Here is a 15,777-nt window from a genome sequence, read left to right as displayed (position 1 = left end):
CACTGGCGCGGGCCAGCGGTGGTAACAGTAAGTGGGGCACATTTGTTGGCATTCTGATATTTCTGATTCAAAGTCAAGAAACTGCCCCGCGCAGAATATTGCTTTCCGTTTTCCAGATTTCCGGTCAAGATTCTTCGCTCGACCAATTCGGACGACTGGAATGAGGCGCGAGGCGGTCGGTCCAGCTTCGACGGTCGCAGTAGATTTTAGCTTCCCGTGTCATTGCCCGTCCAGATATTGTTCATGCAATACAGGAAGTGTTCGAGCAGGAGATGTTTCTGTGCAATAAGTGCCCCAAAGTGAGGTAGTTCTTTTCGAACGTTTTGCTGGCGCCTAACACACAATACTGTGGAAGACACTTCGCGCTCTTTGCAGTCACGGAAAGGCCGGCTTTCGCTTAGCAGAATGACCCCGCGCGGACGGTGTACTAGCCCTTCGCCCAATTTTCAAACGAAGCGACCACAAGTGCCGGGCCAGCGGCATTGCGATTCCGTTTGGATAAGCGGACGGATCGGTCAATGAAATCGTCGGTGTTTGTACCAGGAGACCGAACAATATCATCAACTACATGCGGCTTGCCGCAGACAATGCTGAACTCGCTTTCGTCGCTGCTCATGGTCGCGACTGGGACTTCTATCAGCGCCGTATACTGCGCTCCGGCCAGCTCCAACGTCAAAGGGGCCAGAAGGGTATCCTGCATCTCGAACCCCTCGGTTTCGGTACGATGGGGTATGAACAGTGTCGCGCCGGGTGTGGATCCAAGAGCGAGGAAGTCGCGGTACTTGTCGATCCAATCGAAGAACTCGGACAAGAGCAATGCGGGTTTGGTGGTTGGATTGTGCCGTTGCATTGCCGCGCGTATCCGACGAAGCATAGGCACGACCGGGATCCAGTTCCAGAACCCTCCCTGCCCCTCTTCGATTGCCAGCCGCAATTCACCTGGAATACCGTCGATCTCTATCTTGAGCTCTCTTTTTGATCTTGCCAATATTGCGCCTACTTCGATAATTGCCACCGCTTCGTCCAGATCGACCGTTCGGGAACCATCATAGTCGAAACATACCCGGCCCTGCTCCTTTTCAAAATCAAGGATTACCTCAAAAAATGGATTTGCAAGGCGAACTGGCGCTTTCTCATCGCTCTCATCCATGGGCGGTACTGCGTACAGTTCGACCGAAAACCTCGTCCAGTCACCCTCTTCGATTTCTTCAAGTTCGATCGTCCCAGTTCTAAGCGCCGGCGCATGATACTTAAGGATGGCCTGATCGAAGAAGCTTGTATCGTTCGCAAGAGAGATGCCAAAACGACGATTCTCAATGGTGAGGTCGACGACATCAATTTCGCTACTCATCCCCAGCAAGAGGTTTTGGATCCGTTCCTTGGCGTCCTTTCCACGAACGACAAAGCGACCTGTTGCCATGTCCTCGTCGTATCCGCATGTTTCGCGTATCCTTATCTTGTCTTTCACGTAATCTGAGAACGACCCGCCAACCATATGATCGAGCGTTTTAGACAAACCTTCACCGGTCGGAGAAAGTTCGATGGCACGATCAAGTGGTATACGAACACGCTCCTTGTGAAGGCTTCGCTTTCCAGCCGCTTCTCGTTGCCTGGTCCGATGCAGGGCATAGGATATCAATTGTGCATCAACTGTAACAACCCGGCAGCGTTTAGGTTGCCGGGCGCCTTTGCCGAATTCCAGAATGATGATCACCGCAGGCATATCGGCATCAACTAGATGCTTCAGTGCAGACAGCTTGATTCGAGGAGGTTCTCCTAACCGGTCGGTAGACTTTATCTGGACAAGAAACTTCGGGAGTTCATTCTGGCGGTCAAGCGGCAAGTCATCACGCGGTTCGGGCTCGCGCTCCAAAATGAAATCCCAGCCCAGTCGATCATTGGATGGTCTGGTCCATTTGAAGCCCTCGGGTTCACACCAACTGATAAACTCGTTTTCGCCGATTGTTCCAACATCCCGACGTTTCATGCATGCCCCTCTTTATACTCAGATACACAACCCTGCATGCGTCACTCCCACTGAGATGCGGCTTCCCCTTTGAGACACGTCTGGTGACGAGCGTCATATATTGGCGAGTGTCTTCTTTTCTCTCGTGTAATGCGGCCCGACTGTCAGTTTGCTTCTTTCAAGTTCCGGATCGATCATCGATGTTGTGAAGATGATCTGATGCGGGAATTTCGCATTCTTCGATTCTTCAATCATGATTTTCTGGAATTTATGGCTTCGCATCGGCTCCATTCCCTTGTCTTCGATGTTGTCCATCAAGAGAAATTTTGGATGCCAGAATTCAGCGTCATAGGAAGCGCCGAGCATTAATGACAGAATGGACGTGTTTTTAAGAACCACGTTACTACTCTCGGCGAAGTTCATTTTACCATCGACCAACATCGCATCGTCCGCAAAATTGATCGAGAATGTCGTCGGATTCTCAAAGACTTCCTGCCGCTTGATATCTTTTCTCAAGATACGAATGGCAATTGTGCTGACAAGATTCATCGCTTTCTCGGTACGCGCATGAGACGATGAGTGGAGGCGCTTGATCTTGGCTTCTAGCCGAACGATATCGTCATTAAGCTTCGCCCGCTGTGCGGAAAGCTTATCGATCTCCTGGAGGGTCGCTCTTAGTTCCTCCAAATATTCGAGTTCCTTTTCAAGGCCACCGAGTAACTTAAATCGCTCCGCGAGATAGCTTTCGCGCGGGGAGTTGCTGACATCATAGCGCGAGGAAAATTCGGTCATCGCCGAAGCGTAATCGCGGCGAAGAGCTCTTGCTAATCCCTCAAGATGATCGGCTTCCGCCGCCTTCGCCGCAAGGAGCTGGCGCGATTCCCTGATCTGGAGCTCGTTGTCGACCTTCAGCTCAAAATATTGCGATCGTGCCTTTTCCTCGTCAATCACCTCGTCACATACAATACAATGCTGGACATGCTTATCGGAAAGCGGCTTCAAGCAGGAAGGGCAGTATTGGAATTCAATGTTACCAAGTTTGGTTGAAAGGTCTTCAGCTGCATTGAGGGCGGCAAGTTGTTGCTCAAGATAATTTATGAATTTCTCGAGCTCTACGCTCTCGTCCTTGAGATCTGTCAAGCCTTGCTCTTTAGTTTGAAGTTCATTGGCCGTCTTCTGCAATTGGCGGCGTAGTGTTTGGCGCTCCGCGACAAACTGCTTCGTCTTATCCTCCCCGACGGCGGCGTCCACATTGCGAATTTCTGTTTCGATCTTTTGTTTTCGTTCGCTCAACTCGCCAAGTCGGGTATCTAGATTGGCAATCGAAGTCAGACCTTCAGCTCTGGGCAGCGACATCAATGCAGCCCTGTAAAGGCGGTCCATCTCTGTGTATTCGGCTTTGGTCTCTCTAAGCGCAATCAGGCTTTCATAGAGTTCGTATCCATTGACCCCAATGACGAGTTGTCCCACGGTCTCACGAATTTCGCGCGTGTCGAAACTTTCAAACCGAAACAGCTTCCCAGGAGGCGTTTGCTGATCGGCGTAGAGCAGCCGCAGCAACTGGTGCATTGTGATATTCGAGTTTGCCGCGTTCGGTGCTTCTGGGATTTCCGCGGCTTGAAACATCATCTGCGTAAAGGAGAGATCGAGCCCCCCTGGAGGCCGGCGGATCGGCAAGCGCTGCCATTCGTCAATACCCTTGTCGAGGGATTCTTCCAGTGAACCGTAAAATACGAATATTGGCTCCTGCTTCGTGCCAATAGAGCGCTGGACCGTGAAAACCGACTGAGCCGTCTCGACCTCAATTCGAACTGCAGAGCAGTCTCTGGCAGCGTCTTTCCAACGATCAAATTCACCGCCAAGGCCATAGAAGATAAAGTCGGCTATTGTCGACTTTCCCGATCCATTCTCGCCCCTGATGATGTTGACGCCACGATGGAAGACCTCATCATAGGCAACCTTCTGGCCCTGAGTTACACGAAGTCGCCTGAGTGCAAAAAATGAAACCACGCTAGGTACCGATCCTTCTTAGCCCGGTCATCTCGCGCAGCCCACGCTTTCCCTGGCCGATTGTGACGTAGTCTGTGACAAGAAAATTCAAAATCTTTTCCTCGCCGGGCAGAACGAGACGATCACCCAACTGAGATGCAAGATTCCGTCCAGCTTCATTGAGGCAGTAGCGATCCTGGTCGACGAGCTCTAAATCGACGAGCCCCTTCCCGATAAGGTTGTGTAACGCCTGAGCCTGAATCCCACCCATTTTGGTATAAAGCAGTGGGGGTGACGGATACTGGATGAAGGTATCGCGCGGTCTTGGAATATGTAAGTTGGTAAATATCCTCCGGACGTCACCTGTCATTCGAGTGAGATGCAAGAGGCTTGGGTTTACGAAATAGAAGTCGGAAACGAAGAGACGGTCGCGGGTCGGCGGCTCCATCTTCCAACGTGTGAGCAGCGCCAGATAACGACGGGCGGTGTCAAAGAGATCGAGCTGGGCGTACCAGATGCGAATTTCGTGATGTTTCATGGCCGGTCCCAACGGATATGACATCTCTCGGTTAGAAAATAGAGTGCGTTCATGATTGTCTTTGCCGTCGCGTTGTCCGAAGCATAGTCCCGACTAAGTGGATCTATTATATGGTCTTGAATCGCTGCGGTGATTGCGCGCTCCTCTGCACCGTTACAGATGAGCGGATAAAAAACGTGCTGCTGGAAACGCTGTTCAACATCGGCAAGCAAACGCTTGTAGACAGTCGATATTGGCGTTTTCAGTCCGTTTGCCAGAAACGGCCTGGCAAATTTGCTTTGAGAGTCATTAGCGAAACCATACTGTTCTTCGCGACCCGCAGCGATCATTTTCGTCAATAGGTCCCGCCGATCGTTCGCAGCCGGATCGGCGAGATTATCATCTTCAAACCTTCCGAGAGCAGCCGGATCTGTTGGCGGCTCTGGAGGCGCCATTGTCTTCAGCCGGTATTTTATACTGCTGTAAAAGGTACTATTCCGACTCGTTGGCTTGCAAATGTTGATGTGATCAGCATCGACGGGCAGTGTCATGACCCCGCTGATACCTGGATCGGCACTTCTCTGGTCAACGACGAGCAACGCTTTTTTAGTAAGATATTTTTCGAAATAGACGACAACTTTCATTTCCTTTCGCGCGCAATGGGCGCGGAAGCTCTCGTTCAACTCGACGAGGTCATCGTTATCCTCGCGGAGCTTGTTGACGTGTGACGATGTAAAGCCCCTCGTGAAGGTTTTGAGCAGATTTGCGAGGCTGGAGCCACTGTGCGGCGTGGCGATGAAGATAACGCCAATACAACGGTCACCGATGGTCTGCCAGGCTTCTTCGCTCGATTCAAGCGCCGTGCGCAATATCTGTTTGACCAGCAATCCACCAAGACTGTGACAGATGAATATGATGGGTCGACTGCCAAACTCATAACTTGCGAGGGTCTCAAGGACATGCTTGGCCTGATCGTAGAGATTGTTTTCCTTCTTTGCCCATTGAGCAAAGACACTTGCTGCATAGCCGACTGTGTAGAGATTGAGATGCGGAAGATCTACCGCAATCCATTTCGGCCAGTACCCACCTTCCGGCTCGTTGCAGGGGTCGGCCGTCCATGTCTCTACAGCATGTCCCGAAAGCCCATGTACGAAAACTACGTCGGTATTGCCGCCGTTTGCGGCAATGGTGGCGAAGAAATTGGTATCGGCAGACACAATGTTTCCTAGTAGAGCAAATCACTAATACAACCCTAAATTATAGCTCCATTATTTCAAGTGATATGATAACTGAAATGACTGATTTCTCCTGATTTACAAGGCTTTGGTGAAGTTTCGAGATAGAACAAAGCCGTTGTGATGGATACGCCTTAGCCATTCTTATTCTTGTGACCGAGCTCGATTCACGGTGGAGACGTGGAGATGATTGTACTCCGTTTGACACTGTTACCTTAACCTCAGAGTAAGCATGTGCGACGGTAACAGGATATGACCGAACCTCGCGCCTCACTTTATCACCGCAATTGTTGTCCCGGTGATATTATCGCCGAAGCTGTATGGTTGTATTTTCGCTTCCCACTGAACTATAGCATGGTCGAAGATATGCTGGCTCATCGCGGGATCTCCATCACAAATAAAACGGTGTACGAATGGGCTGAGAAATTCGGACGTGCCTATGCGGCTAGTATACGTCGCCGGAACTCACACTTTGGGGATAAATGGGATCTGGATGAATGCGTGATATCGATCAAAGGCAAGGATCACATTCTATGCCGTGCGGTTGATCGAGATAGCTTAGTGTTGGATGATCTGGTCCAGAAACGCCGCAAAACTCTTCATGAGAACACTTCTCTCTGCGCGCCATGGTCACTGACAAGCAAAAATCATATGGTTCTGCCAAACGAGAAATAGGTCTGAGCGTTTGCAATCATCGCTAGCACAAGGGGTTGAACAAGCGAGCGGAGAGTTCGCATCAGCCGATCCGAAGACGAGAGCGAGTTATGAAGTGCTTTAAATCGGCGTGAGTTACGCCAAACCGTCAACACCGTGTGGCGCGAAACCGCCTGAAACGATTGTCCACCGAGAAAGGTCATCATCGAAAATTGAAGATAGCATTACAACACAGTGCGGCCTCACTTATCGCTGGGCTACAAGCCACCGGCACCCCACACGACTACTTGGCCTCGCCAGAACGCGTCGGCTTCAACACCAGCGTTGGCCAGAAGGCCAAGCATGCACTAACATTCCAAACGGGTCATCCCATGGGGAAGACCACAAAACCCGCATTGTTTCGCCAATGCTGCTTCGGATCGGCCTCCTGCAGGAACGTCTTCTTCAACAATGACCTGGCGGGGCTTAGCCTAAGGAGACTAATTAATTCGTAATCTTTTGGCTCGGAAAGGAATGAGTCCTGAGCCTAAATTATTCTACGAGGTCCGACAGGAGCTGGTCAATATTCCCGGCCGTCGTCGAAATACGGCCATCAACGAAATGAGAGAACCCAGAAGCTGCCTCGAAATCATAACTGCATCGAAACGCTTCAGCTTCAGCGCCCGAAAGCTCAATGCTGGCAGCAGTCAATCGCTCATATGCATGCACTATGAAGTTCAACAGACACGGATTAATATTTACAACATTACCGTACCAATGAAACCGTTGTTCACAAGCATATCGTGACTGGCTTTTGTAGCGTACACTTGTCTGCTCTATCGCGTCATCTATCAGATTTCGGGGAACTAAACACAAGAACAGCAGATCGGAATCAATAGGAAGGTCGCGAGTGGGGATCACGCGAACGCTATAGCGCAACTCATCATGGTGATGAAAGAAGTTCCTGAGACATTTTAGAGCGAGAAAATCAGGCAAGTCTATGAAGTCAATGCCACAAGCTTTCTTCAAACGATCATTCGCACTGTGCATGGCTTCGAGTAGCGCAAAAAGTGTATCGGCGTCAGGTTCTAGGGAATGCTTGTGATACGCACGCATCAAGCGTTCAGCAGATACCGATGCATTTGCAATATTGTTGTCGCTCATAACTTCTTCATCCGATCCACAGAGTGTCTCATTAGATTATTCCCCACGCGCGAAACCTCCCCCTGCCGGTCATTTCGCGAAGCTTGAGTTCTTCCACGAGGCGAAGGGCCGCACGGGGCGTGATATCGAGTTCCTTGGCGATGAGCCCAGTCGAAACCAAAGGCTTGGCCAGCACGAGTTCAATGAGCCCTGGCAGGTTCGACGAGGCACGACGGCCAGTCAGCCGCCGTTCCAGCATCTGCCGCGCCAACATCAGACGGTCATGCTCTTTGAAGCCGAGCTCAATCCCGGCCATTAGTCCCTCGAGACCAGCCATCAGCCGGATGTCGAAACTGCGATGGCGCCGCCGTTCAACGCGGATGGTTTTCAGTCCGACATTGAAGGCTAAAAGATGTGCCTGAGTAGTCAGCCCTTCCCGCCGGAGCAGTGATGCCGCCAGTAAGCGTCCCAGCCATGGCGCGCGCTGCAACACCGCGAGCTCATTCCAGGCATCAAGCGCCAGGATCGTCTGCAGAACCGGCGGCAGCTCGCGGATCGACCGCAAAACGGTTCGCCATTCATCGAGCCGTTCGTCCTCATCCCAGTCGGGATCGCGGATCAGCGGATCGGCCTCGGGCTTCGGCAACCGCTGTGGCTGTTTCACCCTTGCCAGCACGTCGTCGGATCGCGCCAGCACCGCGTCAATGGCATCGAGATCGATCCCGTCATCCCAACGATTTTTCTTCCCCTCCCCGTCCCGGTCCTGCCGGTCGACCGCCGCATCGGACACCGCCATGCTTTCGCTGCCCGCCAGGATGCCGCCACCACCCAATGAGGCTGCAGGCCCTGCCTGCCGCAAACTGCGCAAACCGTTCGGGCTCAGTGCCCATCCAGGTTCATGCGCTACAATGCGTCGGCGCGTCTGGAGCACGTCACGGGCAATGGTGAGTTGGTGACTGGGTGAGCGGATATCGCGCGCTGCCTCGTGCAGGACGAGATCCTCCATTTCGACCAGTTCGCCATCGAGCCACAGCGAGGCGCAGGCATCCGCATAATGGAGACGTTCGATCAGTCCCATGCCAACCGGTGAATGGGCAAGACGCTCGTCGAGCCGTGCCAAGGCCTCACTGGCGCGTGCCAGTGGCGAAAGCAAGGTCTTCAGAGGCAATTGGTCTGGATCATAACGCATTGAATTTATGGTAAATGAAGTCTTAAACGGAATCCAGTAGCGATTTAATGTCCGGCACTTATGATAACTAAGCCGTGAGCTTCTCACCTCCGATAAGTCTAGGTTATCGAATCTTATTGATTTGAAGCCGCAAATCAGTGAAAACCGGGCCAAAGCTCGTCAATATTGGAGCTATTGAGGGAGTTTCAGCTGTGACCGCATCGCCCACTTCTGCCGTTGCACGCCGTGCCGAAACACTCGACACCATTGCCGCCGTCTTACCCATGAACCGGCGCGACATGCTCGCGGATATTCTTACGGATGACGATGTCGAAACACTGCGCCATCTCGTCAATGAAGGCATGGGCGAAAACACCCTGCGCGCGCTGACCTCGGATCTGGCCTATCTCGAGGCCTGGTCGATGGCCGCAACCGATAGTCCCCTCCCCTGGCCGGCGTCTGAAGCTCTCCTCCTGAAATTCGTGGCCCATCATCTCTGGCGGTCACAACAGCGGGAGATCGATCCCAATCACGGCATGCCGGCCGACGTGGAAGAAGAATTGCGCCAGCATGGTTTTCTGCGTGTATCCGGACCGCATGCACCCTCCACCGTGCGTCGCCGGCTGGCTAACTGGTCAACGCTGACCCGCTGGCGCGGTCTTGAGGGTGCGTTCTCATCGCCGGCCGTCAAATCGGCGATCCGGCTTGCCGTGCGCGCCATCAACCGGCCCAGAGCCCGCAAGAGTGCCAACGCCATTACCGGTGATATTCTGACCAAGCTGCTCGCGACCTGTTCCAACGAAAACCTGACCGACATCCGCGACCGGGCTATTTTGATGGTGGCCTTTGCCTCGGGCGGACGAAGGCGCAGCGAAATAGCAAGTCTTCGAACAGAACAACTCGTCAAACAGCCACCTGTCACCGCGGAAGGCGGCTCCCCCCTCCCCTCGCTCGTCATGCATCTTGGCCGCACCAAAACCAGTGGCATCGAACAAGACGAAGTCGTTTATCTAACCGGGCGGCCCGTTGACGCCCTGAACCGTTGGCTCGAAGCCGCGAAGATTGATAAGGGAAGCGTGTTTCGAAAAGTCGATCGCTGGGGGAATATTTCGGCACGCCCGCTGGAGCCCAGCGCCATCAACCGGATCGTCAAGCAACGCGCGCAAATGGCCGGTTTGGAAGCGGAGGAGTTTTCTGCGCACGGGCTGCGTTCCGGCTATCTCACCGAAGCCGCCAATCGTGGCATTCCCTTGCCCGAGGCTATGGAACAATCCCGTCATCGCTCTGTGCAGCAGGCATCAGACTATTACAATGGAGCCGTACGCCGAAGTGGTCGGGCAGCCCGGCTGATCTGACCGAGATAGCGTTGCGTTGCGCACGAGCGGCTCTTCGACTAGATGCGACTGAAGCAGTTGCTAAGGAGAAGGAGACGCGCGATGGGTGACAAGCTGACAGTGAAAGTGCGACTTGTGCATAAGCAAGCAAAGCGACCGCAATACAAAACGAGCGGCTCAGCTGGAGCCGACCTTTCTGCGGCGTTTAGCGGTCTGCCTATAGTCATACAGCCAGGCCAGAGAGCTAATATCCCGACAGGAATTCGCATCGAAATTCACGAGTCTCTGGAAGCACAAGTACGCCCCGTGCTCTGGTCTTGTGTCACGCCACGGAGTGACCGTACTGAATGCTCCTGGCACAATTGACAGCGACTATCGCGGCGAGGTGGTCGTCATTCTTCTAAATACGTCCGACGGCCCTACACAGTTCAGTCTGGCGACCGTATCGCACAGGTGGCGCTTGCTCCGGTATGCAAGGCTTCATTCGAACAAGCTTCCGAGCTTACTAGCTCCAAACGGGGCGTCACAGGGATGGGAACCACCGGACGCTAGCTGCCGATGTCCACCTGCGCCACCTTCGGTCTCCATGGGATCTTCTTTATTATCCATTGGTTTACTTCAGAAAGATCCTTGGCGGTGGCCTCCAGCTTAATTCTCAATACCTCCTCACTGTCGGGGGTCAGTTTCAGTCTCTGAAGGGCGAGAGCGAGCAAGAACTCGCTCAGCGCCTCCCCGTGCGGCAAATGCTGGAGATCTACCATTCTTCCGACAAGTTCTGCCAGACGTTCGCTTTCGATTGGCGCATCGCGATAATCGAGCTCAATCGGGAGTGATGCTCTGAGAAAGGCCGCTTGTATTATCCCATCGTTGAAGCGGAAGAACGTTTCAGCTGCAATAACACAATGATTGTACGCGTCATTGATCAGTCGTTCTGATTGCGGTGTGTTCGGACCCGAGCGAATGTTAGCAACGATAGCCGCTATTGTAGTGAATACGTCGGCTTGGGTAGACTTCGAGCAGTCAACACTGGGGGGCCAAAAAGCAAAATTGTCCCTGAGGTCTAGTTTTCCATCAGGACCGTCCAGAAATAAGTTGTCAATGAGACCATCGGAACTATCCAAAGCGGTGAGGCGCTTCTCGAGCTCATTTGGGAGCGAATCGTCCTCAACGAGAAGCGCTCGTTCCTTTTTCCAGCTCTCGGCCAAACGTTCTCGATCAACGAAGATGTCAAACCACTTATGGAACCTATGCGTGGGCTGCTCTAGGTTGCTCTTAAGTGCAGACGAAAACCCGGGAGACGAAGGCATTGCCGCGGTAGTGATGTAGATCCTGTGAGAGGCGGAGGCGTATTTGCGGAGGGCTCGGCTAGCCATAAGAAACTCAGCTCCGTGGCCCGTCGCTCCTCCAACAACCAGGACTGGAGATTCGTCAACTTGCCAGTCTTTTTCACCGGACTCGATCTCCTTCAAGGTCAGACTGCGGCACTCGGCCAACCGTCCGCCTTGAGCCACGACTTCGTCTCTGATTGTCGAAGCAAGCATTGTCGACGAAGGGTCGTCGTCAAAATGAATGATAGCTCGTGTTGAGGCCGGGATACTCGTCGCCACAAGTGTCCTGACCCATTTTTTGAAGGCATCCGTCAGAATCAACTTTTCGACGTCAATCCAGATCGCCCTGCGACCGTTAGCAATGAGGCTCGACTTGTAGGCACGAAACACTTCTTGACCAACTAATTGATGCAAGAATGTTCTGACTGCCTCGGGTCTGTCTCCAAGTTTAGGGACGAGCGCACGCGGACCTTCTGGAACAGCATGGAAGTGCTCACCGATGAGATTGATGGGGCGGCTGTTCTTGGGGTCGATATGGGCGCCATGGGGCTGGATTCCATGGGGATTTAGCTCTGGTTCATACTCGAGATTTGCAAGGGTCGTCATATCTCTCGCACCGAGTGCAGCCGTGGAAAACAGCGTCACAACCATCTTCGGATCGGCGACCACATTTGAAATGTCCGTAGCCATTTTACCAGATTGAGAGGCAGAGATAAGCACGAGCTCCTTCCGATCCTTGTTAAAGGGGTGCTTATCCTTACCATCGTAAGACTTGAACGTCGTTATGACTGGAACGGTTTTTCGACCCTTCATAATCACGGCCGCGAATGCGACGCTCGCTATAGCCGATGTGTCGACATGAATCCGCTGGACATCATCAGTCAGCAGCTTCAGCAGCCAAAACGCGCAGAAGAATATTTCTGCACCCTCCGCAAGCGCGTGTGCTGCTCTAAGAAAGCGACGGTCTGCTCGACCGGAAGGTTTCACGAAATGAGCGGTAGGTCCAGCTTCTAGGAGTCCGCCGCGATCGCGGAATAGCTTGGTCAAACCCTGCCGCCGTATCGGGTCCAAATCGAGCGTACTGGGAGGGTCAGCTCGGAAAGCTCGGGTGAAACGCACATTTCCGGAGCGATCGTAGACATACGCTCCAATCGGCACATCTCTTGCGATCGGCGCGAAAATGTCTGCCAGATCGCTATCGAGGTTTTGCAGTTCGGTAGTGTGGCTTTCAGGGAATAGGACAATCACCAACTCAGGTGACAGATCATTTCTGGTATGATCGGAAACAGCTGTAGTCAGATCGATTGGATCAAACTCACCGGGCCCGGAGAAGATTACAAGCGTTGAAGCTCCATTGGGAACTTCAGCGCTACGGCATCGGAACGTATAGAGACTATTCATTGATTACGCTCTCGATTCAGAGGCAGCATTACGGTTATCAGAGTTCCGTCTGCCCACGCCCTAGGTTGGACAGGGCGACCGCCATCAATCGAATCCTCCAGACCCTCGTCAACGCCGGACTGGTGACCCGGGACACCTGCAACATGGACCAATGACAGCCTTCCAGACCGAACGCGAATAAATCCTCCATTGTCGCTCACCACGCGCATTATTCTAAAGAGCCCGTTCCCACTTGTTTCTCCTCCTTTCGTTGTCCCACCTTTTCGGAAGCAAGCAAGTACAGCCTCAAACTCTTCCTCTACGGAAATCTGGCCTCCAAGTATGCCCAGTGGAACTCGTGCCTTCTTTTGCAACCAAGTCTGGGCGAGGCCAGCACCGCTATCGAAGATAGACAGTTCTACGAATTGCGCGTGTTGAGCGTCTGGGTAATCAGGGCGCCATGCTTCGAAGTAGTCTTCAATCGGCCTGTGCCCCGCTGCGCTAGGCATCAGTTGATCCCGTTTGATATAGCGAGAGCCTATGAGGATACCGCGAGCGGAACGTCGGTAGACATTGCCTGTACCGTCGGTCTGCGCGTGTTCATGCGTGTTGAGGAAAGCCTCGTACATGAGGCTTGCTGCAGCGCTGACCAACCTCGAGTCGGTGATAGCTCGAGATCGAGGTATAATTACTCGGCCTGCAGCGTGCAGTAAGTCGGCAAAGTCGCGCCTGCTTCGAACAAGATCACTATTTGGGCTATAGAGCCGATTGGGCCGAGCAAGTCTCTTGGCGTTGTCGATACAAACTAGCGGGAGTGTCGTTTTCGCGAATTCTCGAAGATCTTGGAGATGGCCAAAATGCATTGCCTCGACAAAAGGCAAGGCCGTTTCCATTGCCCTAGATCTTTCGATCGTTGCACCTGCGTACCCACGAATTGAACGAGCAAAATTTAATGCCACCAACCCAATCACGGTTCGAGAGAAATTTCCGATCGCCACCTTGTCATCGCCGTCGGCATAAATTCGCAATCGACTTTCTTCCGACGCTTGACGAGCCCAAGTTATGATCAGCTGTATCAGCGAGGCCTGACCGCCGACAGCATCAGCCTTAAGTGCGTTTGGAAGCCTCAGTTCTTGATTGGGGTGTGCCCAGAGACTGTCGAGATGTGTTTCGAAATCACCGAGCGAGAAGCTTTTCTCAACACTTAGCAAAACCTTTTTCCTCCAAGCCTTAACGCTACACTAATTGATCTAAATCTACTTAGTTTCGATTTCCTTATGGTTGTGGAAGCAATCAGTCGTGTATAAACGATCAGCAGTAATAGGTGCTCTGTGCAGTAAGTTTATTCGGTGCACCGCTAGGGCTGCGTCGAGCCGTTCAGAACGCATGATTTCAGAGACTTAACTCGTATTCGCCTGACTTCATGCCTGTCATCCGCGTTCAACGCACATCAGGCTCGCCAAATTTTCTGGCCGCCGGCGATCAGCACCAGCCCGCGTGAAAACTCGCCTCTGCGCCCCTTGCCCGTGAGATCAGTTAGATAACCAACGGTCGTGGTGATATGCGTCGCCCGCTCGAAGATGGCTGCCATCGTAGCAGCTGCGTTCTCAGGTCACCGCCAATCCACGTCTCAGGCAGGTTAAGATCCAGTACCCAATTGAGGTCGCTTTTCGGGTCTGATAAGGCTACGTCTAGCTCATAAAACAGGCACCCAACTAAGCATTTTCTTATGCATTCCTTATCTGTACAAATCCACTTCAAATCGCCGAGAAGCAACAGTGTCAAATCGTCAGGCCACCACTTTCGGGAAATCGAAGTGGCAACCTGAACGGCAGGAATTGCGCGCTTACCGGTCCAACAGCCTCCGACCCCAAGGGGCCTTCGAGGACGGGGCGCACAGACCTGAAAGCAGTCGCCTGCACAAACAAGCCTGTGAACAATGTGTCTTAAAGCGAACCACCCTGCATACACGTGCAGCTTGTTTGCACCTACCGCTGTCAGTCCGGCTGCCACCGGGACTTATGGGGCCACGGCCGATGCCTCTTCAACCGTTTCGTTCTTAATCTTGGAACAATGGCCCTTCACCATAGTGCCAGTCCCGATCAACGCGTTTAGCCAGGAATTCCTCGAGCCCCGGATAAGGAGGTATCGAAGCTTTCTCTTCTGCGCTGTACTGCAGAACCCTTTCTTTCCAGCTCATGTCCATGTGCGGTCCGGATATCACGGAGAGTCGGCCTTCCTCAAGCATGAAGCTAGGCATGAGATGAACTCGGACCTCATCGCAAACGTGATTTGCCGCGCGTGTAAGTTCCAAACCTAAGTCCTGAACGAGATCAACGTGATAATCAAACTCCTTGGCGAGCCGTTGGTAGCGCGGCTCGTTCCACTCATCAATCTGATAGAATTTCGTGGTCTGATGAAAGGTCGCATCAGCATACGGCTTTGTGGCGCGCTCCTGAAATGTGTTCAAGAAGTCGCGAAGAATCCGCGCGAAGTTCTGGAGAGCTGAACGAATAGTCGGATACCGGTTTGGCCAAACGCGAGTTAGTATCCAACCAGTAAGGGAGTCAAGATCATTGAGTATGTCAATTTTCAAACTTGGCTGTCCATGCGCAAAGACCGCGCCGATCCAAATCTTCCACTCTCGAAGGTGCGAGCGCGTGGCCCATTGGTCGATGTAGGCAGCGAACGCTTCGTCGTCGCGCTGCTTCTGTTCGTCAAAGCCGGGAAGAGACTGCCTTACCCATGCTTCGTGATCTTGTTTGATCTGTTGAAGACGCTCGACTGGCCAAATCTTAGGCTGAGCATCGATCTCACGATGATGGTTACGACAGAGCAGGATCAAGTTACCATAACGGTCACGCTCTTCGGCCGTCAAAGGCGAAACACCGCGAGGCCCATTCTCGCTTTCAGCGACCATGTGAGCCATCTCACCTACTAGTCCAGGGTTGTCCGTTTCCGTCTCATCAAGTACTAGATCAATACGGCAACTGATCATCGAGCACCGAGCCGCGGCACGCCCCCAAAGCATTTTTGCTCCCTGAAGAGTGATTGCCATGAGTCAGTGCTCCCCTATTATAGTTG

10 protein-coding genes and 4 pseudogenes are annotated in these 15,777 nt (G+C 52.8%); 4 read left to right on the top strand and 10 right to left on the bottom strand.

What is annotated here, in order from left to right:
- Positions 1-427: 427 nt before the first annotated feature.
- The 4 genes from RI570_RS20785 to RI570_RS20770 form a co-directional block, all read right to left on the bottom strand.
- The gene (locus tag RI570_RS20785) at positions 428-1,987 is read right to left on the bottom strand and encodes a hypothetical protein (protein WP_313830753.1); all 1,560 of its coding nucleotides are present in this window, start codon (positions 1,985-1,987) and stop codon (positions 428-430) included.
- A gap of 93 nt (positions 1,988-2,080) precedes the next feature.
- Entirely contained in the window at positions 2,081-3,643 is a 1,563-nt protein-coding gene (locus tag RI570_RS20780; RefSeq protein WP_409558719.1) for a hypothetical protein, read from the bottom strand.
- Between the two features lie 334 nt (positions 3,644-3,977).
- Positions 3,978-4,493: an ABC-three component system middle component 5 gene (locus RI570_RS20775; protein ID WP_313830751.1), complete on the bottom strand. Its 516-nt coding sequence runs from the start codon at positions 4,491-4,493 to the stop codon at positions 3,978-3,980.
- Positions 4,490-5,689: an ABC-three component system protein gene (locus tag RI570_RS20770; RefSeq protein WP_313830750.1), complete on the bottom strand. Its 1,200-nt coding sequence runs from the start codon at positions 5,687-5,689 to the stop codon at positions 4,490-4,492. The genes RI570_RS20775 and RI570_RS20770 overlap by 4 nt, the downstream gene beginning before the upstream one ends.
- Before the next feature lie 270 nt (positions 5,690-5,959).
- Between RI570_RS20770 and RI570_RS20765 the strand changes: the two are divergent.
- Together RI570_RS20765 and RI570_RS20760 are read left to right on the top strand one after the other, a co-directional pair.
- Positions 5,960-6,492: pseudogene (locus tag RI570_RS20765) on the top strand (IS6 family transposase); the annotation flags it as partial.
- A 91-nt stretch (positions 6,493-6,583) separates the two neighbouring features.
- Positions 6,584-6,712: pseudogene (locus tag RI570_RS20760) on the top strand (IS3 family transposase); the annotation flags it as partial.
- A 180-nt stretch (positions 6,713-6,892) separates the two neighbouring features.
- Here the strand turns inward: RI570_RS20760 and RI570_RS20755 are convergent.
- A complete protein-coding gene (locus tag RI570_RS20755; protein ID WP_313830748.1) occupies positions 6,893-7,504 on the bottom strand; it encodes a hypothetical protein in 612 nt (203 codons plus the stop codon).
- Between the two features lie 31 nt (positions 7,505-7,535).
- The gene (locus RI570_RS20750) at positions 7,536-8,681 is read right to left on the bottom strand and encodes an RHE_PE00001 family protein (protein ID WP_313830828.1); all 1,146 of its coding nucleotides are present in this window, start codon (positions 8,679-8,681) and stop codon (positions 7,536-7,538) included.
- 254 nt (positions 8,682-8,935) lie between these two features.
- Here RI570_RS20750 and RI570_RS20745 point away from each other — a divergent pair, with 254 nt between their 5' ends.
- Both RI570_RS20745 and RI570_RS20740 read left to right on the top strand, forming a co-directional pair.
- Entirely contained in the window at positions 8,936-10,006 is a 1,071-nt protein-coding gene (locus RI570_RS20745; protein ID WP_409558721.1) for a site-specific integrase, read from the top strand.
- 408 nt (positions 10,007-10,414) lie between these two features.
- Positions 10,415-10,537 (top strand): annotated as a pseudogene (locus tag RI570_RS20740) (dUTP diphosphatase); the annotation flags it as partial.
- On the opposite strand, the gene RI570_RS20735 reads toward RI570_RS20740, so the two are convergent.
- The 4 genes and pseudogenes from RI570_RS20735 to RI570_RS20720 form a co-directional block, all read right to left on the bottom strand.
- Complete coding sequence (locus RI570_RS20735; protein ID WP_313830746.1) at positions 10,534-12,714, bottom strand: hypothetical protein; 2,181 nt, start codon at positions 12,712-12,714, stop codon at positions 10,534-10,536. The pseudogene RI570_RS20740 and the gene RI570_RS20735 overlap by 4 nt on opposite strands.
- Positions 12,711-13,322 carry a hypothetical protein gene (locus tag RI570_RS20730; RefSeq protein WP_313830745.1) on the bottom strand — a complete coding sequence of 204 codons (612 nt, stop codon included), beginning with the start codon at positions 13,320-13,322 and terminating at the stop codon, positions 12,711-12,713. Before RI570_RS20730 ends, RI570_RS20735 begins: the two co-directional genes overlap by 4 nt.
- A gap of 821 nt (positions 13,323-14,143) precedes the next feature.
- Positions 14,144-14,290: pseudogene (locus RI570_RS20725) on the bottom strand (hypothetical protein); the annotation flags it as partial.
- 462 nt (positions 14,291-14,752) lie between these two features.
- The gene (locus RI570_RS20720; RefSeq protein WP_313830744.1) at positions 14,753-15,751 is read right to left on the bottom strand and encodes a hypothetical protein; all 999 of its coding nucleotides are present in this window, start codon (positions 15,749-15,751) and stop codon (positions 14,753-14,755) included.
- Positions 15,752-15,777 lie beyond the last annotated feature (26 nt).

It is taken from the genome of Brucella pseudogrignonensis (assembly GCF_032190615.1).
Lineage (GTDB): Bacteria > Pseudomonadota > Alphaproteobacteria > Rhizobiales > Rhizobiaceae > Brucella > Brucella pseudogrignonensis_B.
Note: the sequence above shows the minus strand (reverse complement) of the source record. Positions and strands in the feature narration are given on the sequence as shown.

Bases quoted from the DNA above. Each gene is read 5' to 3' on its own strand.
- RI570_RS20785 (WP_313830753.1), bottom strand. From the start codon at position 1,987: ATGAAACGTCGGGATGTTGGAACAATCGGCGAAAACGAGTTTATCAGT.
- RI570_RS20775 (WP_313830751.1), bottom strand. From the start codon at position 4,493: ATGAAACATCACGAAATTCGCATCTGGTACGCCCAGCTCGATCTCTTT.
- RI570_RS20755 (WP_313830748.1), bottom strand. From the start codon at position 7,504: ATGAGCGACAACAATATTGCAAATGCATCGGTATCTGCTGAACGCTTG.
- RI570_RS20745 (WP_409558721.1), top strand. From the start codon at position 8,936: ATGAACCGGCGCGACATGCTCGCGGATATTCTTACGGATGACGATGTC.
- RI570_RS20735 (WP_313830746.1), bottom strand. From the start codon at position 12,714: ATGAATAGTCTCTATACGTTCCGATGCCGTAGCGCTGAAGTTCCCAAT.
- RI570_RS20730 (WP_313830745.1), bottom strand. From the start codon at position 13,322: ATGTACGAGGCTTTCCTCAACACGCATGAACACGCGCAGACCGACGGT.
- RI570_RS20720 (WP_313830744.1), bottom strand. From the start codon at position 15,751: ATGGCAATCACTCTTCAGGGAGCAAAAATGCTTTGGGGGCGTGCCGCG.